General features: G+C 66.2%; 21 protein-coding genes. 20 read left to right on the forward strand and 1 reads right to left on the reverse strand.

Annotated features, from left to right (window positions below; all coding sequences use genetic code 11):
- The first annotated feature begins 39 nt into the window (after window positions 1-39).
- The 9 genes from QQS53_RS09630 (at window position 40) to QQS53_RS09670 (ending at window position 9,738) form a co-directional block, all read left to right on the forward strand.
- The gene (locus tag QQS53_RS09630) at window positions 40-864 is read left to right on the forward strand and encodes an undecaprenyl-diphosphate phosphatase (protein WP_472775614.1); all 825 of its coding nucleotides are present in this window, start codon (window positions 40-42) and stop codon (window positions 862-864) included.
- Window positions 865-968: 104 nt separating this feature from the next.
- Window positions 969-2,207 carry a cysteine--1-D-myo-inosityl 2-amino-2-deoxy-alpha-D-glucopyranoside ligase gene (gene mshC / locus QQS53_RS09635; RefSeq protein WP_472775615.1) on the forward strand — a complete coding sequence of 413 codons (1,239 nt, stop codon included), beginning with the start codon at window positions 969-971 and terminating at the stop codon, window positions 2,205-2,207.
- A 24-nt stretch (window positions 2,208-2,231) separates the two neighbouring features.
- The gene (locus QQS53_RS09640; protein ID WP_472775616.1) at window positions 2,232-2,612 is read left to right on the forward strand and encodes a hypothetical protein; all 381 of its coding nucleotides are present in this window, start codon (window positions 2,232-2,234) and stop codon (window positions 2,610-2,612) included.
- Between the two features lie 99 nt (window positions 2,613-2,711).
- A complete protein-coding gene (locus tag QQS53_RS09645) occupies window positions 2,712-3,473 on the forward strand; it encodes an HAD family hydrolase (protein ID WP_472775617.1) in 762 nt (253 codons plus the stop codon).
- Window positions 3,474-3,524: 51 nt separating this feature from the next.
- Entirely contained in the window at window positions 3,525-3,788 is a 264-nt protein-coding gene (locus QQS53_RS09650) for a phosphoribosyl-ATP diphosphatase (protein ID WP_472773479.1), read from the forward strand.
- Window positions 3,789-3,869: 81 nt separating this feature from the next.
- Window positions 3,870-4,715, forward strand: coding sequence for an ATP phosphoribosyltransferase (gene hisG, locus QQS53_RS09655; RefSeq protein ID WP_472775618.1), 846 nt, complete (start codon window positions 3,870-3,872; stop codon window positions 4,713-4,715).
- Between the two features lie 112 nt (window positions 4,716-4,827).
- A complete protein-coding gene (gene aspA / locus QQS53_RS09660) occupies window positions 4,828-6,393 on the forward strand; it encodes an aspartate ammonia-lyase (protein ID WP_472775619.1) in 1,566 nt (521 codons plus the stop codon).
- A 232-nt stretch (window positions 6,394-6,625) separates the two neighbouring features.
- Complete coding sequence (locus QQS53_RS09665) at window positions 6,626-7,933, forward strand: anaerobic C4-dicarboxylate transporter (RefSeq protein WP_472775620.1); 1,308 nt, start codon at window positions 6,626-6,628, stop codon at window positions 7,931-7,933.
- A gap of 140 nt (window positions 7,934-8,073) precedes the next feature.
- A complete protein-coding gene (locus QQS53_RS09670) occupies window positions 8,074-9,738 on the forward strand; it encodes a formate--tetrahydrofolate ligase (protein WP_472775621.1) in 1,665 nt (554 codons plus the stop codon).
- A 163-nt stretch (window positions 9,739-9,901) separates the two neighbouring features.
- Here the strand turns inward: QQS53_RS09670 and QQS53_RS09675 are convergent, their stop codons facing one another.
- Window positions 9,902-10,765: a RecB family exonuclease gene (locus tag QQS53_RS09675; RefSeq protein ID WP_472775622.1), complete on the reverse strand. Its 864-nt coding sequence runs from the start codon at window positions 10,763-10,765 to the stop codon at window positions 9,902-9,904.
- Window positions 10,766-10,811: 46 nt separating this feature from the next.
- Between QQS53_RS09675 and QQS53_RS09680 the strand changes: the two genes are divergently transcribed.
- The 11 genes from QQS53_RS09680 to QQS53_RS09730 all read left to right on the forward strand — a co-directional run bounded on the left by QQS53_RS09680 (window position 10,812) and on the right by QQS53_RS09730 (window position 24,378).
- Window positions 10,812-12,086 carry a M18 family aminopeptidase gene (locus QQS53_RS09680; protein ID WP_472775623.1) on the forward strand — a complete coding sequence of 425 codons (1,275 nt, stop codon included), beginning with the start codon at window positions 10,812-10,814 and terminating at the stop codon, window positions 12,084-12,086.
- Between the two features lie 83 nt (window positions 12,087-12,169).
- A complete protein-coding gene (locus QQS53_RS09685; RefSeq protein WP_472775624.1) occupies window positions 12,170-13,006 on the forward strand; it encodes a tRNA (adenine-N1)-methyltransferase in 837 nt (278 codons plus the stop codon).
- A gap of 84 nt (window positions 13,007-13,090) precedes the next feature.
- Entirely contained in the window at window positions 13,091-14,635 is a 1,545-nt protein-coding gene (gene arc, locus QQS53_RS09690) for a proteasome ATPase (protein WP_472775625.1), read from the forward strand.
- Window positions 14,620-16,137: a depupylase/deamidase Dop gene (dop, locus tag QQS53_RS09695; RefSeq protein ID WP_472775626.1), complete on the forward strand. Its 1,518-nt coding sequence runs from the start codon at window positions 14,620-14,622 to the stop codon at window positions 16,135-16,137. Before arc ends, dop begins: the two co-directional genes overlap by 16 nt.
- A 75-nt stretch (window positions 16,138-16,212) precedes the next feature.
- Entirely contained in the window at window positions 16,213-16,410 is a 198-nt protein-coding gene (locus QQS53_RS09700) for a ubiquitin-like protein Pup (RefSeq protein ID WP_070768054.1), read from the forward strand.
- Between the two features lie 63 nt (window positions 16,411-16,473).
- A complete protein-coding gene (pafA, locus tag QQS53_RS09705) occupies window positions 16,474-17,856 on the forward strand; it encodes a Pup--protein ligase (protein ID WP_472775694.1) in 1,383 nt (460 codons plus the stop codon).
- Between the two features lie 68 nt (window positions 17,857-17,924).
- Complete coding sequence (locus QQS53_RS09710) at window positions 17,925-18,983, forward strand: helix-turn-helix transcriptional regulator (protein WP_472775627.1); 1,059 nt, start codon at window positions 17,925-17,927, stop codon at window positions 18,981-18,983.
- On the forward strand, window positions 18,983-19,939 hold the full coding sequence (locus QQS53_RS09715; protein ID WP_472775628.1) for a helix-turn-helix transcriptional regulator: 957 nt from the start codon (window positions 18,983-18,985) through the stop codon (window positions 19,937-19,939). Before QQS53_RS09710 ends, QQS53_RS09715 begins: the two co-directional genes overlap by 1 nt.
- A gap of 101 nt (window positions 19,940-20,040) precedes the next feature.
- On the forward strand, window positions 20,041-20,352 hold the full coding sequence (tatA, locus tag QQS53_RS09720; protein WP_296203622.1) for a Sec-independent protein translocase subunit TatA: 312 nt from the start codon (window positions 20,041-20,043) through the stop codon (window positions 20,350-20,352).
- A gap of 231 nt (window positions 20,353-20,583) precedes the next feature.
- On the forward strand, window positions 20,584-21,579 hold the full coding sequence (gene tatC / locus QQS53_RS09725) for a twin-arginine translocase subunit TatC (protein WP_472775695.1): 996 nt from the start codon (window positions 20,584-20,586) through the stop codon (window positions 21,577-21,579).
- A 21-nt stretch (window positions 21,580-21,600) separates the two neighbouring features.
- Window positions 21,601-24,378, forward strand: a complete 2,778-nt coding sequence (locus QQS53_RS09730; RefSeq protein WP_472775629.1) for a DEAD/DEAH box helicase — start codon at window positions 21,601-21,603, stop codon at window positions 24,376-24,378.
- Window positions 24,379-24,401: the final 23 nt, after the last annotated feature.

Genomic DNA, 24,401 nt, shown 5'->3' on the forward strand with positions numbered 1-24,401 from the left:
GTGCAGTACCTCGCCCAAGCAGGCGTAGAACAATCAGACATGTCCTGGTTGCAAGTCATCGTCTTGTCTATAGTCCAGGGCCTCACCGAGTTCCTCCCCGTCAGCTCCTCGGGACACTTGCGCATTGTCTCCGAGCTCTTCTGGGGCCAGGACGCCGGGGCCTCCTTCACCGCGGTCATCCAGCTCGGCACCGAGCTGGCCGTCGTGGTCTATTTCGCCAAGCTCATTTGGCAGATCCTGGCCGGCTGGTTCCGCGGCTGGGTCGACAAGGACTCCCGCGGGCAGGACTGGAAGATGGGCTGGATGGTCATCGTCGGCTCCATCCCGATCGGGATCATCGGCTTCTTCGGCAAGGACCTCATCCGGGACGCGCTGCGTAACCTGTGGATCACCGCGGCCATGCTGGTCCTGTTCTCCTTCGTGTTCATCCTGGCCGAAAAGATGGGTAAGAAGACCCGCGGTTTCGACGAGCTGACCATGAAGGACGCCATCATCATGGGCCTGTGCCAGTGCCTGGCACTTATCCCGGGCGTGTCCCGTTCCGGCGGCACGATCTCCGGCGGCCTCTTCTTGGGGCTTGACCGCGAGGTGGCCACCCGCTTCAGTTTCCTGCTGGCCATCCCGGCGGTGCTGGCCTCCGGCCTGTTCTCGCTGGGCGATGCCTTCGGCCCGACCGTCGGCCAATCCGCCAGCGGAACCCAGTTGCTGGTCGGCACGGCGATCGCTTTCGTCGTCGGCTACGCCGCGATCGCCTGGCTGCTGAAGTTCGTGGCCAACCACTCCTTCTCCTGGTTCGCCGCCTACCGTATCCCGGTCGGCCTGTTTGTCATGGCCCTGCTGGCCTTCGGCGTGCTGCAGCCCTAAGGGCGCCCTAAAGATTCGGGGGAGTATCAAGTTCGCCCGTGGGTCGTACAGGCCCGGCTGTGGCGTTGTGCGCGTCGGCGGGACTCGGCGTTACGATGGTGGGCATGCATACTTGGCCCCAGCCCGAAATCCAGCCCGTCCCGGGCGCTTCTGTTCCCCTGCAGCTTTTTGATTCCGCGGACCGCGCCGTCCGCGAGGTCAAGGTCGACGGCCCGCAGGCGGGTGTGTACGTGTGTGGGATTACCCCGTACGACTCCACGCACCTCGGGCACGCGGCTACCTACGTGACCTTTGACCTGGTCAACCGCATGTTGATGGATAACGGCCACGGCGTCCACTACGTGCAAAACATCACCGACGTCGACGATCCGCTCTTTGAGCGCGCGGAGCGCGACGGCGTGGACTGGCGCGAGCTGGGCACCTCCCAGATCGATCTCTTCCGCTCCGACATGGAGCTGCTGGAGGTCATCCCGCCGCGGGACTACGTCGGCGCCATGGAAGCCGTCGACGAGATTATCGAGCTGGTCCAGAAGCTGCTCGACCGCGGCGCCGCCTACGTGGTCGATGATCCGGAGTACCCGGATGTTTACGCCTCCATTGAGGCCACGGAGCAGTTCGGCTACGAGTCCAACTACAGCCGCGAAGAGATGGAGAAATTCTTCGCCGAGCGCGGCGGGGATCCGGACCGCGCCGGCAAGCGCAACCCGCTGGACGCGCTTCTCTGGCGTGCGCACCGCGACGGCGAGCCGGCCTGGGAATCCCCGTTCGGCCCGGGCCGCCCGGGCTGGCACGTCGAGTGTTCGGCTATCGCGACCAACCGCCTGGGCAAGACCTTCGAGATCCAAGGCGGCGGCAGCGACCTGAAGTTCCCGCACCACGAGTTCTCCGCCGCCCACGCGGAGGCCGGCCTGGGGGTGGACCGCATGGCCGATTTCTACGTCCACACCGGCATGATCGGCTTGGACGGGACCAAGATGTCCAAGTCCTTGGGCAACCTCGTGTTCGTGCACAAGCTGGTGGAGCAGGGCGTGGAGCCCTCGGCCATCCGCATCGGCATCTACGCCGGCCACTACCGCAGCGACCGGGACTGGTCCGACGAGGTCCTGGGCGCCGCCCAGCAGCGCCTGGCTACCTGGCGCGAGGCCCTGGAACACGCCGGCTCGCGCGAGCGGGCCGAGGAACTAGTCCACGACATCCGCGCCGCCTTGGCCAACGACTTGGATACCCCGCGTGTTCTGGAAGTCCTCGACGAGTGGGCCGCCGGCGAGCGCGGCGAGGATGACCCGGCCGCCCAGCAGTTGGTGACGGTCGCGCTCCGGAGCCTGCTCGGCGTGCGAGCGTAGCGGAATTGAGTAAGAATTAAGCGCATGAGCATTCGCGCAGATTTCCAGCCCACCGTCGACGAGTTCATTGCCAACCTCAAGTCTTTCGCCACGGGCGACTACCTGAAGGAAGACGAAAAAGAATTCTGGGACCAGCCCTTCGACCCAGCCGTCCTGCCGGATCTCAAGGAGATCCTTGAAGGCCTGCTGGATGACCTGGACGCGGTCCCGGATGATCCGAACGGCGACGTCCTTGCCGCAGTGATCACCAAGCGGCAGGTGGAGTTGACCGCCTTCAACAAGGCCAACGACTACGCGGTGCTGGAGCCGGAGGAAAAGGAGGAGCTCGCCGAGCTTATCTATTCGGCTTCTGCCGCGACCGGCGCGGACGACGAGGCCCTGGCCCAGATCCCCGAGCTGGATTAGTCCCCGCCGCCACGCCCCGGGATCATCACTGGCGCAGCTGTGCGCCCGCGCGCCTGGGCGCGAATGTGCCGACCCAAGAAGAAAGTAGTCACGAGTTTTATGCCGCTTCCTAGTGAGTCCCACCCGGGCGACGCCGCCCAGACCCTAAGCGACCACGGATCGCCGGAGCGTCCCCGCGCCATCTTCTGGGATATGGATGGCACGCTGACTGATTCCGAGCCGTTGTGGGCGGAAGCGACGTTCTACCTCTCGGAGACCTTAGGCAACCGCCTGACGCCGACGGAGCGGCTGGCCACGGTCGGCTCGACCTTCGCCACCACGCTGGAAATCTGCGCGGCGAAGGCGGGGGTCACGCTGACCGAGGAGGATTACCCGAAGTACCGGAAGCTGATGTTTTCCAAGGTCCGGGAACTTTTCGCCGGCAACCTGGAGGTTTTTCCCGGCGTCCGCGACCTGCTGTGCGAGCTGCACGCGGACGGCCTTCCGATGTTGGTGACCACCAACACGGAGCGCTACGTCGCCGACGGGGCCATCGCGGCCATCGGACCGGAGTTTTTCTTCGACACGATCTGCGGCGACGAGGTGCCCACCGGAAAGCCCGCGCCGGACATGTACCTCCAGGCCGCGCGCAGCGTCGGCGCCGACCCGGGGGACTGCCTCGTCTTTGAGGACTCCACGGCCGGCATGACCGCGGCGGTCGAGGCGGGGTGCCGCGTCATCGGCCTGCCGGAAGACGATCACGTGGTCGTGCCCGACGGCGTGGTCCAGATATCCGAGCTGCACGGTAACCGCCACGTAGCCCCGGCTGGGGCTGCGGATGTCTACGCCTGGTGGCGCCAGATGACCGCATATCGGGGGTAGTAGGCGCGCGCTGAGCGCCTCGGCGCTAATTTCTATGGAACAATAGATGGCGTGAAAACCTTCGATGATTTATTTGCAGAGCTAAAGACCAAGGCCACCGAGCGGCAGGAGGGATCCGGCACCGTCGACGCCCTGGACCATGGTGTGCACCACATCGGCAAGAAGGTCATCGAGGAAGCCGGCGAGGTCTGGTTGGCGGCCGAATACGAGTCCGACGAGGAGCTCTCGGAGGAAATCTCGCAGTTGCTTTACTGGACGCAAGTGATGATGCTGGCCCGTGGCCTTGAGCCCAAGGACATCTACAAGTACCTCTAGCGCACCCGCTGCGCTTCCTTAAGCGCAGGCGCTGCTCCCAGCCCACCCGAGTACACACCAGCAGGGAAGAAAGACACACGCATGATCACTATTGCAGTACCCAATAAGGGCTCGCTGTCCGAAGCCGCGATGTCCATCTTCGCGGAAGCCGGGTACAAGTCCCGCGGCAATTCCAAGTCGCTCAACGTCGTCGACGAGGCCAACGGGGTGGAGTTCTTCTTCCTCCGGCCGAAAGACATCGCCATCTACGTCGCCAAGGGCGTGCTGGATATCGGCGTGACCGGCCGGGACCTGGCCGCCGACGCCAAGGCCGACGTCCAGGAAATCCTCGATCTCGGATTTGGTGGTTCGACCTTCCGCTACGCCGGGGTCAAGGGCGAGGGCTGGAGCGTGGACCAGCTGGGTGGCAAGCGCATTGCCACCTCGTACCCGAACCTGGTCCGCAAGGACCTGGCCGAGCGCGGGCTGGACGCCGAAGTCATCCGGCTGGACGGGGCAGTGGAGGTCTCCATTCGCCTGGGCGTGGCCGACGTCATCGCCGACGTGGTCTCTACCGGGCGCACCTTGCGCGAGCAGGGGCTGGAGCCCTTCGGCGAACCGCTGATCTCCTCGGAGGCCGTGGTTATCAAGCGCCAGGGTGCGACCGTGGGCCGCGAGGAAGAAATCCTCCTGGGCCGCCTGCGCGGCATCTTGAACGCCCGCCGCTACCTGATGATTGACTACAACATCGCCGAGAAGAATCTGCCGGCTGCCTCGGAGATCACCCCGGGGCTTACCGGCCCGACGGTCTCCCCGCTGGCCCGCGAGGGCTGGGTAGCGGTGCGCGCTTTGGTGCCGAAGAAGCAGGCGAACCAGCTGATGGATGATCTTTCCGGCCTCGGTGCGGAGGCGATTCTGGGTTCCGAACTACGCATTGCCCGCATTTAGGGGTACACCTTCGGCGCGAGGATTCTAAAATTCCTTTGCTAGCTACCATGGGGGTCAAGTATTTGAAGTACTTAAATTCAACCCCCAATTAACGCAAAGGAGCGTCGCCGAGATGGCAAAGAATGCCAAGAAGGATACTAAGAAGCCTTCTGAGGACGTCCAGGACAAGGAAACCACCGCAGCCGCAAACGCCTCCGATTCTGCTGAGTCCACCAAGGAGACCAAGCAGTCGCAGCAGACCGCTGCCAAGGCGAAGAAGTCCCGCGTCGAGCAGGACCTCATCGGTGAGATGGAAGTTCCTAACTCCGCCTACTACGGCGTGCACACCATGCGCGCCATGGACAACTTCCAGATCTCGTACGTGACCATCAACTCCATCCCGGAGTTCATCCGCGGCATGGCCCAGGTCAAGAAGGCCGCCGCCATGGCTAACCGCCGCCTGCACACCCTGCCGAAGAAGAAGGCCGAGGCCATCATGTGGGCCTGCGACCAGATTCTGGAAGAGGGCCGCTGCATGGACCAGTTCCCGCTGGACGTCTTCCAGGGCGGCGCTGGCACCTCGGTCAACATGAACACCAACGAGGTCATCGCCAACCTGGCGCTGGAATACCTCGGCGAGGAAAAGGGCGCATACGACATCATCAACCCGAACGATGATGTCAACATGTCCCAGTCCACCAACGACGCTTACCCGACCGGTTTCCGCCTGGGCCTGTACGCCTCCATCAACCAGCTGATCGAGCGCATGGACGCCCTGCAGAACGCGTTTAGCGTCAAGGCCAACGAGTTCCAGGACATTCTGAAGATGGGCCGCACCCAGCTGCAGGACGCGGTCCCGATGACGCTGGGTGACGAGTTCAAGGCCTTTGCCCACAACCTGCAGGAAGAGCAGTCCGTCCTGCGCGACGCCCAGGCCCGCCTGCTGGAAATCAACATGGGCGCTACCGCCATCGGCACCGGCGTGAACACCCCGGCCGGCTACCGCCACCAGGTCACCGCGGCGCTGTCCGAGGTTACCGGCCTGGAGATGAAGACCGCCCGCGACCTCATCGAGGCCACCTCCGACTGCGGCGCCTACGTGCTGCTGCACTCGGCCATCAAGCGCGCGGCCATGAAGCTGTCCAAGATCTCCAACGACCTGCGCCTGCTGTCCTCCGGCCCGCGCGCCGGCCTGAACGAGATCAACCTCCCGGCCCGCCAGGCCGGTTCCTCCATCATGCCGGGCAAGGTCAACCCGGTTATCCCGGAGGTCGTCAACCAGGTCTGCTTCAAGGTCTTCGGCAACGACATCACCGTCAACATGGCTGCCGAGGCCGGCCAGCTGCAGCTCAACGTCATGGAGCCGGTCATCGGCGAGGCCCTGTTCCAGTCCATCCGCATCATGGGCAACGCGGTCGATACCCTGCGCGAGAAGTGCGTCGAGGGCATCACCGCCAATCCGGACGTCTGCCGCCACTACGTGGAAAGCTCCATCGGCATCGTCACCTACCTGAACCCCTTCATCGGGCACCACAATGGCGATCTCATCGCCAAGGAGTCCCTGGAGACCGGCAAGGGCGTGCGCGACCTGGTCCTGGAAAAGGGCCTGCTGGACGAGGCCACCCTGGACCGCGTGCTGTCCGTGGAAAACCTCATGCACCCGGAGTTCCGCGGCAAGCTCTACATGGACGAGAACTAATTCTTAAGAAGTAGAGCACAGCGCTTGGCATCCCCTCCCACTGCGGAGGCTGGCTCCCCGAGTAGGCGAGTCAGCCCCGCGGCCGGGAGGGTTTGCTTATGCCCTAACGGACGTCAATCCACCGAAGCGGGTGTGGCAATCAACACAACCGGGCATTTCGATTGGGATGAATCACGGCGGCAGGGCACAATAGTAACGTAGTGATAATTTTTTACAACGTTTGGAGACCTCCATGGTTGTTATCCATATCTTGATTGTCCTTGCGGCAATCTTCCTGGGCGCCCGGCTGGGGTCTATCGCCATTGGTTTCGCCGGCGGCTTGGGCGTGCTCGCCCTGGGCCTGACCGGCGTGCCCGTCACCCGCGAAGACATCCCGTTCGACGTCATCGGCATCATCATGTGCGTCATCGCCGCCATCGCCGCCATGCAGCGCGCCGGCGGTATGGACTACCTCGTCCACTTGGCCGAGCGCTTGCTGCGCAAGAACCCCCGCCAGATCACCTATTTCGCCCCGGTCGTCACCTGGCTGATGACGGTGCTCGCCGGCACCGGCCACACCGCGTTTTCGACCATGCCCGTCATCGTGGAGGTCGCCAAGGAGGGCGGCGTGCGCCCGTCGCGCCCGCTGTCCATCGCGGTGGTCGCCTCCCAGATGGCCATCTGTGCCTCGCCGATTTCCGCCGCCGTCGTGCTGATGGCCTCCCTGCTGGAACCCGCCGGCGTGGGCTACCTGCAGGTGCTGGCCGTCCTCATCCCGGCGACCTTCCTGTCGATTTTCCCCGCGGCCTGGCTGGCTAACAAGATGGGCAAGGAACTCGACGATGACCCGGTCTACCTCGAGCGCAAGGCCGCCGGCCGCGTCAAGGAGCCCATCGGGGCATCCTCCTTCAGCCCGGCTCCGGGCGCGAAGCTGTCGGTCCTCATCTTCCTAGTCGCCATCATTATCGTGATGCTCTGGGCCACCATCACCTCGGATCAGGTCGGCCTGATTGCGGATCCGACGCTCCCGCGCAACGAGGCCATCATGGCCGTCATGCTCACCGCCGCCACTGCCATCGTCATGGCCACCAAGATCCCGGCCGGCGATGTCCTGAACACCCAGGTCTTCAAGTCCGGCATGTCCGCGTGCGTCTGTGTGCTGGGCGTGGCTTGGCTGGGCACCACGCTGATTAACCACTACATCGAGGACATCCAGGTCCTGGCCGGTGACGTCATCCAGGCCACCCCGTGGCTGCTGGCCGTCGTGCTCTTCCTGGCCGCCGCCCTGTTGTACTCCCAGGCCGCTACCACCAAGGCCCTCATGCCGGCCGCGCTGGCGCTAGGCGTTAGCCCGCTGACCGCCCTGGCCGCGTTCCCGGCGGTCTCCGCCCTGTTCGTCCTGCCGACCTACCCGACGCTGCTCGCCGCGGTGGAGATGGACGACACCGGCTCGACCCGGATCGGCAAGGCCGTCTTCAACCACCCGTTCCTAGTCCCCGGCGTGGTCAGCATCGCGCTGTCCATCGTGCTCTGCTACGCCATCGGGGCAGTGGTGGTCTAAGCCACCGAGGAGGGGAGGCCATCCCCATCGTCATCGCCACCTCGTCCCGCCTTAGCGCGGGACCGGGGTGGTTTTCTTTGCTTCCGGGTCTTTGAGTTAAAGCGGCCACAGGAGGCGTGAGCCTCGGTACGATAGGGGCCATGACTACTCAGCCATCCGATGTAGAAATCGCTCAGTCCCACCAGTTGCAGCCCATCGCCGATATTGCGGAAAAGGCCGGCCTGCCGGCCGACGCCCTCATCCCGTACGGCACCACCAAGGCCAAGGTGGATATCACCAAGCTGGACCACTCCCGCGAGCACGGCAAGCTCGTGCTGGTCACCGGCGTGTCCCCGACGCCGGCCGGGGAGGGCAAGTCCACCGTCCTGATCGGTCTCACCGACGCCATCGCGAAGCTGGGCAAGAAGGCCATCGTAGCTCTGCGCGAGCCCTCCCAGGGGCCGGTCATGGGCATCAAGGGCGGCGCCGCAGGCGGCGGCTACTCCCAGATCGTCCCCATGGAGGACATCAACCTGCACTTCACCGGCGACCTGCACGCCATCGCCGCGGCGACCAATACGCTGGCCGCCATCATCGACAACCACATCCACCAGGGCAACCAGCTGAACATCGACCCGCGGCGGGTGACCTGGCAGCGCTGCCTGGACGTCAACGACCGCGCCCTACGCGGCGTCGTCACCGGCCTGGGCGGCCCGGCCCACGGCGTGCCGGCGGAGACCGGGTTCACCATCACGGCCGCCTCCGAGATCATGGCGATCCTCGGCCTGGCCACCAGCCTGGAGGACCTCAAGAAGCGCTTGGGCGACATCACCGTGGGCTACGCCTACGACCAGGCCCCGGTTACCGCCCGGGACCTAGAGGCCGAGGGAGCCCTGACCGCCCTGATGCGCGATGCCCTCAACCCGAACCTGGTCCAGACTCTGGGCGGGACCCCCGCGTTCGTGCACGGCGGCCCGTTCGCCAACATCGCGCACGGCTGCAACACCCTGCTGGCCACGCAGACCGCCCTGGAATACGGCGAGGTCGTGCTCAGCGAGGCCGGCTTCGGCGCCGACCTGGGCGGCGAGAAGTTCGTGGACATCAAGTCCCGCTTCGGCGAGCTGAACGTGGACGCCGCCGTGGTGGTGGCCACCATCCGCTCCCAGAAGTACAACGGCGGCGTGGCCAAGGACGAACTGACCAACGAAAACGTTGAGGCCCTCGGAAAGGGCGTGGTCAACCTACAGCGCCACGTCGAAAACGTACGCAAGTTCGGCGTCACCCCGGTGGTTGCGCTCAACCTGTTCCCCTCGGATACCCAGGCCGAGCGCGACTTCATGCGCGACTGGGCCGAGAAGGTCGGCGTGCAGCTGGCCGAGGTCGAGGTCTTCACCAAGGGCGGCGACGGCGCCCTCGAGCTGGGCCAGATCGTCCTGGACAACCTGGGCGGCAACTCCGCGCCGCTGTACGATCCGAGCGAGGGCATCGAGGCCTCCATCGAGAAGATCGCCACGGAAATCTACCGCGCGGACAAGGTCGAGTACGGCTCCAAGGCGCTGAAGGACCTGAAGTACCTGAAGGATAACGGCTGGGACACCCTCCCGGTGGTCATCTCGAAGACCCAGTACTCCTTCTCCGACGACGCGCAGGCCCTGGGCGCCCCGGAGGGCCACACCCTGCACGTGCGCGAGCTTCTGCCGCGCACCGGCGCCGGTTTCGTGGTCGCGCTGACCGGCAACGTCATGACCATGCCGGGCCTGCCGAAGAAGCCGGCGGCCAACAACATCGACGTGGACGCCGACGGCCTCATCTCCGGCCTGTTCTAGGCTTTACCTAGCTCTAAAGACCACTAGACCCCACGGACCCCGAACCTCCGCGTTTCGGGCCGTGGGGTTTGACGCGTTGTGCAGGATTATCTGCAGGTCGCGGCCAGGTCGGAACCAGGGCAGAATAGCGGGCGCTGCGGCAGTCTGGCTAGTTGCAGTCTGGCTAGGTGGAGGAGGCGGCATCGGCCGCAGAGCCGGGCCAGCCCGGGTAGGCCGGGGGAGTGCCGCCGAAGGCCGGGCACAGGTCCTGGAACGAGCACCAGCCGCACAGCTTTGAGGTCTTCGGGTGGAAGGTGCCGGCCTTGCCGTCGCCCTCGATGCGCGCCCACAGCTGCCCGAGATCGCGCTCGAAGTACTCGAGCTCCTCGCGGCTGGGGGCCAGGAACATCGAGTCGATGACCTTGAGGTACATCAGGCGCAGCTGGGTGGGGATGGTGCCCAGCAGGCGCCAGTAGACCAGCGCGTAGAAGCGCATCTGGAACTGCGCCGAGTGGCTAAACCTAGGCGCCGGCTTCTTGCCGGTCTTGTAGTCGACCACGCGGACCTCGCCGGTGGGGGCGACGTCGACGCGGTCGATGAACCCGCGGACGGGCACGCCGTTAGGCAGGACTGTGTTGACGTACATCTCGACTTCTTGGCAATCGAAGCCCTGGGGGTTTTCCATCTCGAAATAGCCCTTGACCAGCGCGCGTGCCTGGACGAAGAAGTCGAGGGTCTGGTCTTTAGGGACCAGCTCGTCCAACTCGTCATCCCCGGCGCGCATCTTCTCCCACGCCGGCTTAATCATCTTGACCGCGGCCGGGTAGGTGCGTTCCTCCCTGGGCAGCTCGTGCATCTCCTCCAAGACCGCGTGGACCAGGGTGCCCTTGACCTGCGCCAGGGTCTTGGGCTCCGGGAGGCGGTCGATCGCGCGGAAGCGGTAGAGCAGGGGGCACTGCTGGTAATCGGAGGCTCGGGAGGGGGAAAGAGCCAACGGCCGCGGTGTGCGGGGCTGGGCCGGGGTAGCGGGTTGGGAAGATTGAGTCATGGTGTTTTTACCCTATCGCGCGCGCTGACGTGGCAAGGTAGAGGGTATGACTAGCACGCAGGATTTCCTCGACTTCATTGACGCTTCCCCGAGTTCCTACCACGCCGCGGCCAACGTGGAGCGCGAGCTGGTGGCAGCCGGTTTCCAACGCCAACGTGAAGAAGACGCCTGGGACGTGAGCCCGGGCGGCCACGTCGTGGTCCGCGGCGGCGCCGTGATGGCCTATATCATCCCGCCCCGGCTGGCCGAGGGCGCGGGCGAGAAGCTGCGGGGCTTTCGGATTGTCGGCTCCCACACGGACTCGCCCGGGTTTAGCGTCAAGCCCGAGCCGGATTTCCAGCAGGCCGGCTGGGATCAGATCGGGGTGGAGGTCTACGGCGGGCCGATCCTGCACTCCTGGTTTGACCGGGAGCTGACCCTGGCCGGACAGGTGACCTTGCGGGATCAGAGCACCCACCTGGTCAACACTGGCCCCATCCTGCGGATCCCGAACCTGGCCATCCACATGGTGCGCAAGGACGAGTTCACTCCGGACCGCCAGTTCCACCTGCAGCCGGTCTGGCAGCTTAGCGGTAGTCGCAAGTACGACTCGCTGGGCGAATACGTCGCTGAGCAGCTGGGCGTGCAGGCCGCCGACATTGCCGCGTTCAACCTGATTACCGCCGCCGCGCAACCAGCCGGGCTGTTCGGACCGGCCAAAGAGTTCATCGCCGCGGGCCGGATGGATAACTTAAGCTCCGTGCACGCCAGCCTGGAGGCCTTCACGGCCGCGGCCCAGGACTACGACGGGCCGGACGTGTTGGTCATGGCCGCCTTCGACCACGAGGAGGTCGGTTCCAACTCGCGGTACGGCGCGGCCGGGCCCATCCTGGCCGATATCCTGCAGCGCACCGCCGTCGCCCTGGGCGCGACCGGCGACGATCTCTTCCGCGTCTTCGCCCACTCGCACTGCGTGTCGGCGGATGCGGCGCACTCGGTGCACCCCAACTACGCGCAGAAGCACGATCCGCACCACCAGCCGCTCATCGGCCACGGCCCGGTGACCAAGATCAACGGCAAGCAGCGCTACGCCTCTGACTCCGAATCCATCACCCGTTGGGAAAACGCCTGCCGGCGCGCGGGCGTGCCCTTCCAGCGTTTCGTGGCCAACAACGACGTGCCCTGCGGCAGCACCATCGGGCCGATTACCGCCACCCGCTTAGGAATCGAGACCGTGGACATCGGCGTGCCCATGCTGTCCATGCACTCGGCGCGCGAGATGGTCGGCGTTTCTGACCAAGCCGCCCTGTCCGGCGCTCTGCTGGAATACCTGGTCGGCTAAAATGGCCGGGTTGACTGGTCCCCAATTTTAAAACCGGCGGGCCAGCCTTTCTGGCCCAAGAAGATGCAAGGAGCAACAAGCACATGGCCTATTCCGGCCCCTTCCAGTACGGCGACCGCGTCCAGCTCACCGATGCCAAGCGCCGGCACTACACCATCGTCCTGGCCGAGGGCGGTCAGTTCCACTCCCACAAGGGCATCATCGAGCACAGCCAGATCGTAGGCCTCGACGAGGGCTCGGTGGTCACCTCCAGCTTGGGCTCGGACTTCCTGCTTTTCCGCCACCTGATGGTGGACCACGTGCTGTCGATGCCCCGCGGCGCCGCCGTTATCTACCCCAAGGACTCGGCCCAGATCCTGGTCGAGGGAGATATCTTCATGGGCGCGCGCGTGCTCGAGGCCGGCGCCGGCTCGGGCGCGCTGTCGATGACCCTGCTGCGCGCGGTCGGCCCGGAGGGCAAGGTATTTTCCTACGAGGTGCGCGACGACCACCTGGAATACGCCGTGGACAACGTCAAGGAATACTTCGGTGAGACGCCGGAGTGGTGGACCCCGCGCCTGGGCGATCTGGCGGACGTGCAGGTCGAAGACCTAGGCGGCCCGGTCGACCGGATCATCCTGGACATGCTGGAGCCCTGGGAGCACCTGGAGAAGGTCCGCGACCTGCTGATCCCAGGCGGGGTCTTCATGACGTATGTGGCCACCGTGCCGCAGCTGATGAAGGTCATGGAGGGCATCCGCGAGCTCAAGTGCTTTACCGAGCCGCGCGCCTGGGAGTCCCTGGTTCGCGAGTGGAAGGTCGAGGGCCTGGCCACGCGCCCGGAGCACCGCATGAACGCGCATACCGCCTTCCTCATCTGGACCCGCCGCCTGGCCGACGGGGTGACGCCGCCGCGCCCGCAGCGCCGCGCCCGCCGTTAGGAGAAATTGCCGTGGGGGATAGGCAACCCCGCACAATGGTGGGGCGGATAGTCCGCTCGTCGCCAAAAACGTTAGGGTAGTGACATGGATGACACGAAAGAGTTGCGTCGCCAGATTTCACAGCTGGCCGACCGCAACGCGAAGCTCGCGGAGCTGCTGAAGGATTCGCGCGACAAGCTCGGTCAGCTCGCCGCCGATGTCAACGCCTTGGCCGAGCCGGCCTCGACCTACGGCACCTTCCTAGGCTATAACCAGACGCCTTCCGGCGGCCGCGAGGAGGCCGAGGTCTTTACCAACGGCCGGCCCATGCGCCTGAAGATCTCCCCCGAGGTGAAGCAGGGCTCGCTGCGGGTGGGCCAGCAGGTGCGCATCGGCGACGGCATTGTCGTGGTAGAAGGCGTGGCGGCCCGGCGCACCGGGCACCTGGCCACCGTGCTGGAGCGCCTGGGGCCCGACCGCGCCCTGGTTACCAACGGCCCGGCCGACGAGGAGGTCATCACCCTGGCGGAGTCACTGCGCGAGACACTGCGGGCCGGCGACACCGTGCTGGCCGACACGAAGGCCGGCATCGGCCTGGAAGTCATCGCCAAGACGGAGGTCTCCCAGCTGTCCCTGGAGGAGGTCCCCGAGGTCGAGTTTTCCGACATCGGCGGTCTGGACGCGCAGATCACCCAGATCCGCGACTCGGTGGAGCTGCCCTTCCTGCACCCGGAGCTCTACCGCTCCTTCCAGCTGCACCCGCCCAAGGGCGTGCTGCTCTACGGCCCGCCGGGCTGCGGCAAGACGCTCATCGCCAAGGCGGTGGCCCATTCGCTCGCCCAGAAGATGGGGGCGGGCGAGCCGAGCTACTTCCTCAACGTCAAGGGCCCAGAGCTGCTCAACAAGTTCGTGGGCGAGACCGAGCGCAAGATCCGCCTGATCTTCGAGCGCGCCCGCGAGCTGGCCGGCAAGTCCACCAACCGCCCGGTCATCATCTTCTTCGACGAGATGGAGTCCATCTTCCGCACCCGCGGCTCCGGCGTCTCCTCCGACATGGAAACCACGGTGGTCCCGCAGCTGCTGGCGGAGCTCGACGGCGTGGAGGACCTGCGCAACGTCATCGTCATCGGCGCGACCAACCGCGAGGAGCTCATCGACCCGGCGATCATGCGCCCGGGCCGCCTCGACATCAAGATCCGCGTGAGCCGCCCCAACAAGCAGGGCGCGCGCGAAATCATGCAGCGCCACTTCTCGGAGTCCATCCCGCACGCGGGCGACCGCGAGGCGCTGATCTCGTCGAGCATCGCGGAGCTTTTCGCCCCGCGCCCGTTCGTGGACCTGCACCACGCCGACGACTCGGTGACCACCCTGCATTACCGCGACTTCGTCTCCGGCGCGATGATCGCCAACATCGTCGCCCGCGCCAAGAAGCTGGCCATCAAGGAGTCCCTGGCCACCGGCAAGGAGGCGGCCATCGAAATGCGCCACCTGTCCCAGGCGATCGCGGCCGAGCAGTCCGAAAGCGAGCACGTGCCGACCTCCACCAACCCGGAGGAGTGGGCCAAGATCGTCGGCGGCAACGCCACCGGCCAGCCCATCACGCACGTCGAACTGATTGGATTTAGGAGCCCCACGTGGCACGCCTTCTAGGAACCGAGACCGAATACGCCATCGTGACGCCGGACCGGCCGGACTTCTCGCCGATCGTCTCCTCGACCCACGCGGTGGTCGCCTACGCGGCGCTGCACACCGACGCCCGTACGCGCTGGGACTTCGCGGAGGAGCACCCGTTGCGCGACAGCCGCGGCTTCGATCTCAAGCGCTACCAGACTGTCCCGGTGGTGGACCCGCACGCCATCGGGGTGGCCAACGTGGTCACCGCCTCCGGCGCGCGCTTCTACGTCGACCACGCCCACCCGGAGTACTCCTCGCCGGAGTGCCGGAACGCCTGGGAGGGCATGCTCTACGACGCCGCCGGCGACGTCGTGCTGCGCAAGGCGGCCGCGGCCGTGGCCCAGCTGACGGCGCAGGATACCTCGGTGCTAAGCGATCACGAACCTTGCCCGCCGCTGAAATTCTACAAGAACAACGTGGACGGCAAGGGGGCCTCCTACGGCTCCCACGAAAACTACCAGTGGTCGCGCAGCACCGACTTCGACGACCTGGCGCAGGGGCTTATCCCGTTCTTCGTCACCCGGCAGGTGGTCACCGGCGCCGGGCGCGTGGGCCTTGGCCCGGAGGGCGAGGAGCCCGGGTTCCAGATCTCGCAGCGCGCGGACTATATCGAGCAGGAAATCTCCCTGGAGACCACGCTCAACCGCGGCATCATCAACACCCGCGACGAGCCGCACGCCGACGCCCGCCAGTTCGGGCGCCTGCACGTCATCATCGGCGACGCCAACATGTCGCAGACCGCCAACCTGCTGAAGCTGGGGATGACCTCCCTGGTTATGGACGCTATTGAGGCCGGCGTGGACTTCAGCGACGTGCGGCTGGCCGATCCGGTCGAAGCCGTGCGCACCGTCAGCCGGGACATGGAGCTCAAGGAGAAGCTGCCGCTGCGCGGCGGCGGGCAGATGACCGCGCTGGAAGTCCTGGCCGTCTACCGATCGCGGGTTAGCGCGGACACCGACGCCGAGCGCGAGGTCCTGCGCCGCTTCGACGAGGTCGTCGAGCTCTTGAGCACCGATCCGCTGCAGGCCGCGCACCTGCTGGACTGGGTGGCCAAGTATCGCCTCATCAAGGGCTACCTGGACCGCGGCGTGGCGGCGGACGACCCCAAGCTGGCGCTTATCGATCTGCAGTACACCGACATCGACCCGGGCAAGTCCCTCTACCACGCGCTGGTGCGCCGCGGGCAGATGCGCACGCTGGTCAGCGAGGAAGAAATCGAGCGCGCCGCCGAAGTTGCCCCGCCGGCCTCCCGGGCCGGCCTGCGCGGTGCCTTCATGCAGCACTACGCCGCGGATCTGGTCTCGGCGAACTGGCAGTACGTGGCGCTTCGCCGGGGCGATCTGACCGCGCTTTTCGAGCTGGACGAGCTCCTAACGGCGACGCCGGAGACCCGCGAGGCGATACTCCACGGCGAGCTGGACCTAGACCAGCTCATCTCCCGGCTCACGGCCGAGGGGATTAGCCCGGAGTACCGTTAGAACTAGTAGCACGAGCCAAGCTTTAGCCAGACGTACCTAACAGGCGCTTAGCCTGGGAAGGGAGAATACAACACCATGTCACAGCAGAACCAACAGATTCACTCCGGTGGCGGCGACGACCAGGACGGTGCCGCCGAAGACGGCGCCGTGGGCTCCGGCCAGGCGCAGATTTCCACCAGCGGTACCGACGACCTGCTCGATGAGATCGACGGCCTGCTGGAAAACAACGCCGAGGAATTCGTCCGCCACTACGTGCAGAAGGGCGGTCAGTAGACGGTGAGCCCGCTGTCGTCTAACGGCCCGCAGCACGCCCCCGGGCCTTTCGCGCGCCGGATCATGGGCATTGAGACCGAATACGGGCTGTTTTCCTCGTCCCCGGCCGACCGGCGCGGGCTGGACCCGGATGAGCTGGCGCGCAAGCTCTTCCGCCCGGTGGTGGAGAAGTATTCCTCGTCGAATATCTTTACCCGCAACTCCTCGCGCCTGTACTTGGACGTAGGCTCGCACCCCGAGGTCGCCACGGCCGAGTGCGACAGCCTGACCCAGCTGCTCAACCACGAGCGCGCCGGCGACCTTGTGGTCGACCAACTCGCGCGCGCCACGGAGGACGAGCTGGTTGCCAGCGGCGAGGCCAGCGCGGTCTACCTGTTTAAAAACAACGTCGACTCGGCCGGCAACTCCTACGGCTGCCACGAAAACTACTTGGTCTCGCGCCACCTCGTGCTCAAAGAGCTCAGCACCGCGCTGCTGCCGTTTTTCATCACCCGGCAGCTCATCTGCGGGGCCGGACGCATCAAACCGGCAGCGGGGCAGTCGCCGGCGCAGTTCGTGCTCTCCCAGCGCGCCGACCAGGTCTGGGAGGGCATTTCCTCGGCCACGACGCGCTCCCGGCCCATCATCAACACCCGCGACGAGCCGCACGGGGATTCCTCCCGCTTCCGCCGCATGCACGTCATCGTGGGCGACTCGAACATGGCGGAGCCGACCTTCGCGCTGAAGGTGGGCTCGGCCTTGCTGATGCTGGAGATGCTCGAGGCCGGCTTCGACGTGCCCAGCTTCGCTATCGCTGAGCCCATCGCCCAGATGCGCGCCATCGCCGGCGACCAGACCGGCCAGACCCCGTTGACCCTGGCAGACGGCAGCACCGTCCCGGCTATCGAGGTGCAGCGCCAGCTGGCGAGTGCCGCCGCGCGCTGGCTGGACGAGCGCCCCGACGCGGGCACCCCTAACGGCGAGATGCGCCGGGTCGTCGACCTGTGGGAGCGGACCGTCACGGCCGTAGAGACGCAGGACTTCAGCCCAGTCGATCAGGAGATCGACTGGGTGATCAAGAAGAAACTCCTGGACAGCTTCCGGGCGAAACTGGACTGCGATTGGTCGCACCCCAAGCTGGCGCAGGTCGATCTGACCTACCACGACATCCGGTCCGGCCGGGGTCTCTACAGCGTGCTCAGCCGCCGTGGGCTGGTCCGGCGGTGGACCACGGACGAGGCCATCGCGGCCGCCCGGGAGCAGGCCCCGGCCACGACCCGGGCCGCGCTGCGCGGGAAGTTCCTGGCCGCCGCGCGTCAGACCGGCGCCAATGTGACGGTGGACTGGACCAAGCTCAAGGTCAACCGGCCCGAGCCCCGCGTCGAGCAGTTCCTGGATCCCTTCGTTGCGGACGATGCCCGCCTGCAACCGCTGCTAGACTACATGCAGGAAAATCAAGGACACTAGGCAGGCGCTGCCCAGCCGGTGAAATCGGCCGGCGAGCTCGTGCCACGGGGAAGGAGAGCGGAGAGAACTTGGCTGGTGCTACCGTCTCGCAGGGCTCGCGCCGCGACAAGGCCGTCGAGCGTTTGACCAATCTTTGCTTCGCCCTCCACGGCGCGGCCTCGAACGGCGGCAGCCCGGACCGCTCCGCCGCCTGGATCCGCTCCCACGTCGCGGGCTACCAAGACTTGGGCGACGAGGCCTTCCAGAAACAGCTCAGCCGGGACATCCGCAGCCTGCAGCGCGCCGGCGTTCCGGTTACGCAGTCAGCGTCCAAAGCCAGCGCTGGGCCAGGCCAGGACCGGAGCCTGTCGGTCTACCGCATGCAGCAGGCCGACTACCAGCTGGCTGAGGTCGAGTTCACCCCGGAAGAGGCCATGGTCCTAGGCGTTGCCGCCGGGATGGGGCAGCCGGGCGGGCTGAGCTCGTTCTCCTCGTCCGCGTGGACGAAGATCGCCGCCTCCGGAGCCTCCCGCGACCTGAGCGGCGCGCCCGTCTACACCGCGGACAATGACCTGACCCGCCTGGACCCGAACATCGTCCGCGACATTCTGACCACCGTGCGCAAGGGGCTACGGATTAACTTCACCTACGTGCCGGGCCCGCAGCAAAGTGCCCAGTCCCGCTCGATGGACCCGTGGGGGCTGGTGACCCTGCACAACCGCGTCTACCTGGTGGGCTGGGACAACGACCGTGGCGCGCCGCGTGCCTTCCGGCTGCTGCGGGTCACCGAGATCCGGGCGACCCGCCAGGCCCCGGAGCACGCCCACCCTACGCAGTCCCTGCAGGAGGTCGTGGAAGCCTCCCTCAACCGGGACGTCGTGGACCGCGCCGTGCTGCGCATCCCCGCCGGCCGCGCCGGCGAGCTGGAAGCTCTCGGGACGCCAGGGGCCGACGGCACCGTGGTGCTAGAAGACATCTCGCGCGACTTCCTCGTGCGCACGGCCGCCGGATACGCCGCGGACGTGGAGGTCCTCGAGCCGACTAGCGTGCGCGACGCCATCGCCGCGCTGCTACGCGCGGCTGCCGCTACCGCTTCCCACGACAAGCAGGACAAGCAGGACAAGAAGGACAAGGAGGCCCGCGACTAATGGCCGACGCACCCCAGAAACTGCACGCCCTGGTCCAGTCCCTGAACTTGATCCCGTATTTCCGCAGCCACCCGAAGGCCACCCTCATGGAAGCCGCCCAGGACCTCGGGATGGACGTGGCTGAGCTCAACAGCGCGCTCAACCGCCTGTTTTGCTCCGGGGTGGGGCAGCGCACCGAGGATCTGATCGACATTAGCTTCGGTTACCGCGAGGGCGTGACCATCGTGGACGACCAGGGGCTCAACCAGGCGCTGCGCCTCACGCCCACGGAGGCCGGCGCGCTGTTGCTGACCCTGGAGTCGCTAGAGTCCATGCCGGGGCTCATCGACACGGCGGCGGTCCAAAGCGCGGCGGAGAAGGTCCGCGGGATCATGGACGATAAGACGCGGGCCATCTACGACTCCATCGCCCAGCCGGAGGAGGCCGAGTCGGCCGCCCAGGTGGCGGCCGCCCGCGCCATTGAGACCAAGCGGCAACTGCGGTTGCGCTACTGGTCAGCCAGCTCAAACGAGGAACGCACCCGTACCGTCCACCCGGCCCGTATCTTCATCTTCGACTCGCAGGTCTACCTGGTGGCCTGGGAGGAAGACAAGGGCGAGCACCGGCGCTTCCGCATGGACCGGATCCGCCAGGCCACGGTCCTGGACGACGAGGCCCAGCCCCATCTGCGGCAGCTCGACTTCGATCCGCGCGATCCCTTCGGTTTGGCGGACAGTGACAGAGCCCATATAGAGCTCAAGAAGGAGGCCACCTGGTTGGCCGATGATTACGACATCCGGCTGGGTGAGGACCTCGGAAACGGCTACGTAGCAGCCTCTATGCCCATCGGATCGGTGGAGTGGTTCGCCCGCTTTGCCATCGGGCATGCTGACAGGTTCCGGGTAATTGGCCCAGATTCGGTTAAGAATGCTATTGCGCACGCCAGCGAGGCGGGCCTGCGGAGATATACTGACTAATTATCCGCTGGCAACCTTAGCAAGCCACCAGCGAATGCGTTAGGCTCTTAGGGGCAAAACAGCCGCTCCGCGGCGCCTGTGGAGGAGAAAGAGAGAAAACTATGACGGTCGGACCCGCCCAAATTGCCATTATCATTCTGCTGATCGTGCTGCTTTTCGGCGCGAAGAAGCTGCCGGACCTGGCCCGCTCGATGGGCCGTTCGATGCGCATTTTCAAGTCGGAGGTCCACGAGATGGGCAACGACGACCAGCGCTACCAGGACGAGCAGCAGCAGCGCCAGCAACAGCAGGGCCAGATCAGCCAGACCCCGGCTAGCCAGCAGCAGTCGGACGAGGACTTCTGGAACAGCCCGCAGATGCAGCCGCGCTACGACCAGAACAACCAGCAGGCACCGCGCCCCGATAACCGCTAAGGCTTAAAGCCCCCGTTCGCGGGACCTGCTCAATTTGTGTCGTGTTAACCAGGAAGTGTTCTAGAAGCGATGTCACCTAGCCCGAAGGGTTCTGAAGGCTCGCGGTCTCTGCCGCAACTGAGTGCTCGCGCCGGTGCGCCGGCGCGCCGTCAGCGGCCCCGCGGCGGCGCGTGGTCACGCCTGAAGCAGGCGCAGGAGGCCCGCCGCGCCAAAAAGAACCCGACGGGGGAGATGACGCTTATTGAGCACCTCCAGGAGTTGCGCCGGCGCATTGTCTATGCGCTGCTGGCCCTGGTTGTGGGCACACTCATCGGGTTTTTCTGGTACCAGCACGCCCCGTTCGGCTGGTCCACGCTGGGCGAGATCCTGCGCGAGCCCTATTGTGCGCTGCCGGCGGACAAGCGCGCCGACTTCACCAACGACGGCACCTGCCGCCTGCTTGCCACGACCCCATTCGAGATGCTTATGCTGCGCATCAAGGTCGGTGCCTTGGCCGGCGCGGTGATCTCTTCGCCCGTCTGGCTCTACCAGGTCTGGGCGTTCATCGTGCCGGGCCTGCACAAGAAGGAAAAGCGCTACACCTTCATGTTCGTTAGCGTCGCCGGCGTGCTCTTCGTCGCCGGCGCGGCGCTGGCGTACTTCGTCCTCTCCGAGGGCCTGGAGTTCCTGATGTCCGTCGGCGCGGAGTACCAGACCGCCGCGCTGACCGGTAAGGAGTATTTCGGCCTGATGCTGACCATGCTTATCCTCTTCGGCATCGCCTTTGAGGTCCCGCTGATCATCATCGCGCTGAACCTGGTGGGGGTGCTCGAGTACGAGCACGTCAAGGGCAAGCGCCGCATCCTGTTCATCATCGTGATGATCATCTCCGCCTTCATCACCCCGGCCGATCCTTATTCGCTCATTGCCCTGTCGGCGGCGCTGTGGATCCTCATCGAGTCGGCTTTCCAGTTCTGCCGCATCAATGACAAGCGCCGCAACCGCCAGCGCCCCGACTGGATGGACCTGGACGACGAGCGGGCCTCGCCGCTGGGCTCCGGCCCGGGTGCCGTGGGCCTAGCCGAGCCGGTTCCCGCACCGACCCCGGTCAACCCGCCGAGCAGCCACCCGAACGCCCCGGCACCCGCGCGTCCGGCGAGCACGCAGGCCCAGCCGCAGCCGCAGCGAAACAGCCGCCCGGCCCGCCCGCAGCAACCGGAGGGCGGCTTCTTCGACGACGTCCTCTAGCGCCGGGTAAGCTGGGCGGCTATGACGCAGTCGCATCTGGAATACTTCTCGCACAACCTGTCCTATTCGCTCGATGAGTTCCAGCTACTCGGCTGCCAGGCGGTAGAGCGCGGAAGCGGCGTGCTGGTCTGCGCGCCAACCGGTGCCGGCAAGACCGTCGTCGGCGAATTCGCGGTCTCCCTGGCGCTGTCCCGGGGGACTAAGTGCTTTTACACCACCCCGATTAAGGCTCTGAGCAACCAGAAGTACCACGACCTGGTCGACCAGCACGGCGAGGACGCCGTCGGCCTGCTCACCGGTGACGTCTCCATCAACGGCGACGCCGAGATCGTCGTGATGACCACCGAGGTGCTGCGCAACATGATCTACGCGAAGTCGCCCGCGCTGGATCGCCTAAGCCACGTGGTCATGGACGAGATCCACTTCCTGGCCGACGCCTCCCGCGGCGCGGTTTGGGAAGAGGTGATTCTCAACCTGGACGAATACGTCTCTATCATCGGCTTGTCCGCCACGGTGTCGAACTCGGAGGAGTTCGGCCGCTGGCTGCGCGCCGTGCGGGGCGAGACGGAGGTCATCGTCTCCGAGCACCGCCCGGTGCCGCTGGACCAGTGGATGATGATCGGCCGCCAGGTCTATTCCCTTTTCGAACCCGGCACCGACGGGGAAGTCAACCGCGAGCTCATCCGCCGCGTGCGCCGCCTAGAGGCAGGCGATACGGACGAAGGCCGCGCGGACTACCAGTCGGGTAAAGGCTTCCGGGCGCGCTCGGGCGGCGGCCGCAGTGGCGCGCGCCGTCCACAGGATCGCTACCGCCCGCTGGGCCGCCCGGAAGTCCTCAAGGCCCTGCAGGGCAAGGACATGCTACCGGCCATTACCTTCATCTTCTCCCGGGCCGGCTGCGACGGCGCTCTCTACCAGTGCCTGCGTTCCCGGATGAGCCTGACCACGCCGGAGGAGGCCGCGGAGATCGTCGAGGCAGTCAACGCCGGGGTCGAGGGGATCCCGGAAGAAGACCTGGAGGTGCTGAACTTTAAGTCCTGGCGCACGGCGTTAAGCCGGGGTTTCGCCGCCCACCACGCCGGGATGCTGCCGGCCTTCCGCCACATCGTCGAAGACCTCTTCGTCCGCGGGCTGGTGCGCGCGGTCTTCGCCACGGAGACCCTGGCGCTGGGCATTAACATGCCGGCCCGCACGGTGGTGCTGGAAAAGCTCATCAAGTTCAACGGCGAAGCCCACGTGGATCTCACCCCGGGCCAGTACACGCAGCTGACCGGCCGCGCCGGACGCCGCGGCATCGACACGCTGGGCAACGCGGTGGTCCAGTGGGCCCCGGCGATGGACCCGCACTACGTCGCAGGACTGGCCTCCACGCGCACCTACCCGCTGGTCTCCACCTTCCAGCCCGGCTACAACATGGCCATCAACCTGCTGGGCATGCTCGGCTTCGAGGATTCGTTGCGCCTGATGGAAAAGTCCTTCGCGCAGTTCCAGGCCGACGGCTCCGTGGTCGAGGAGACCCGGCAGGTCGAAAAGGCCGAGCACCGCGCCCGCCAGCTGCGCGAGCAGCTCGACGAGCTGATTGCGGCGCTGGCCCCGCCGGCTAGCGATGCCGCCACCGCCCGCCAGGAGCTGCTGGACTATATCCAGCTGCGCCAGGAGCTGACCGCGGAGGAGCGTTCCTCCCAGGTCAGCGGAAAGGAGGAGCGCTCCAAGGAGGTCGCCACGGTGCTGGCCAAGCTGCAGGTCGGCGACGTCATCGCGCTGGCCACCAAGAAGCAGCCCCTGCTGGCAGTGGTCAACACCCCGGCTAACCAGACCAAGGATCCGCGCCCGTGGGTGACCACGGAGGGCGGCTGGTCGGGCCGTATCGATGCCGCCGGCATCGCCAACCCGCCCATCGTGGTCGGGCACATGAAGCTGCCCCGGCGGGTGACCAAGGCGCCGCGCAAGTCCGCGGGCTACGTGCAGAAGCTTTTCCAGCGCAACAAGTACCCGCGACCGAAGAAGATGCGCCTGACCCCGCGCCACCGGCCTAACAAGAAGGTGGGAGAGCTGCGCGATGCCATCCGGCAGCACCCGGTCCACGCCTGGCCGGCCACGGACCGGGAACCGTTGGCCAGCATGGCGCATAAGCTGGCCCGGCGCGAGAGGGACGCGGAGAAGCTGCGCGCCAAGATCACCCAGGCCACCGACACCCTGGGCCGCACCTTCGAGCGAATCGTTGACTTGTTGTCCGAGATGGACTACGTCGAGTTCGTCGGGGCGGGCGAGGACCGGCATCCGGAGATCACCGACGAGGGCGAGCGCCTGGCCAAGATCCACAACGAGTCGGATCTCTTGGTCGCGCAGTGTTTAAAGCGCGGGATCTGGAACGACCTGGACCCGGCGGAGTTGGCCGGGGTGGTCTCCCTGTGCACCTTCGAAAACCGCAAGGCCACCCGCGGCGAGCCGGAAGCCGCCACCGACGCCATGGCCGATGCCATGAACGACACCTGGCGCATCTACACCGAGCTGGTCGCTGACGAGCAGCGCCACCGCCTGCCGGTCACCCGTGAGCCGGAGCCCGGCTTTGCCCTGGCCATGCACCAGTGGGCCGCCGGCGCCCCGTTGGGCTACTGCCTGGCCGCGGCTGCCGAGTGCGGCGCGGAGCTGACCCCCGGCGACTTCGTACGCTGGTGCCGCCAGGTGGTGGACCTGCTCCAGCAGGTCGCCAAGACCGGTTACGAGGACGGAATCCGGGCCAACGCCCGCCGGGCGATGGACGCTATCCAGCGCGGCGTCGTCGCCATCGGCGCTTAAGGCCCACCACATGGCCCAGCCGC

Source organism: Corynebacterium sp. 2571A, from assembly GCF_055700935.1.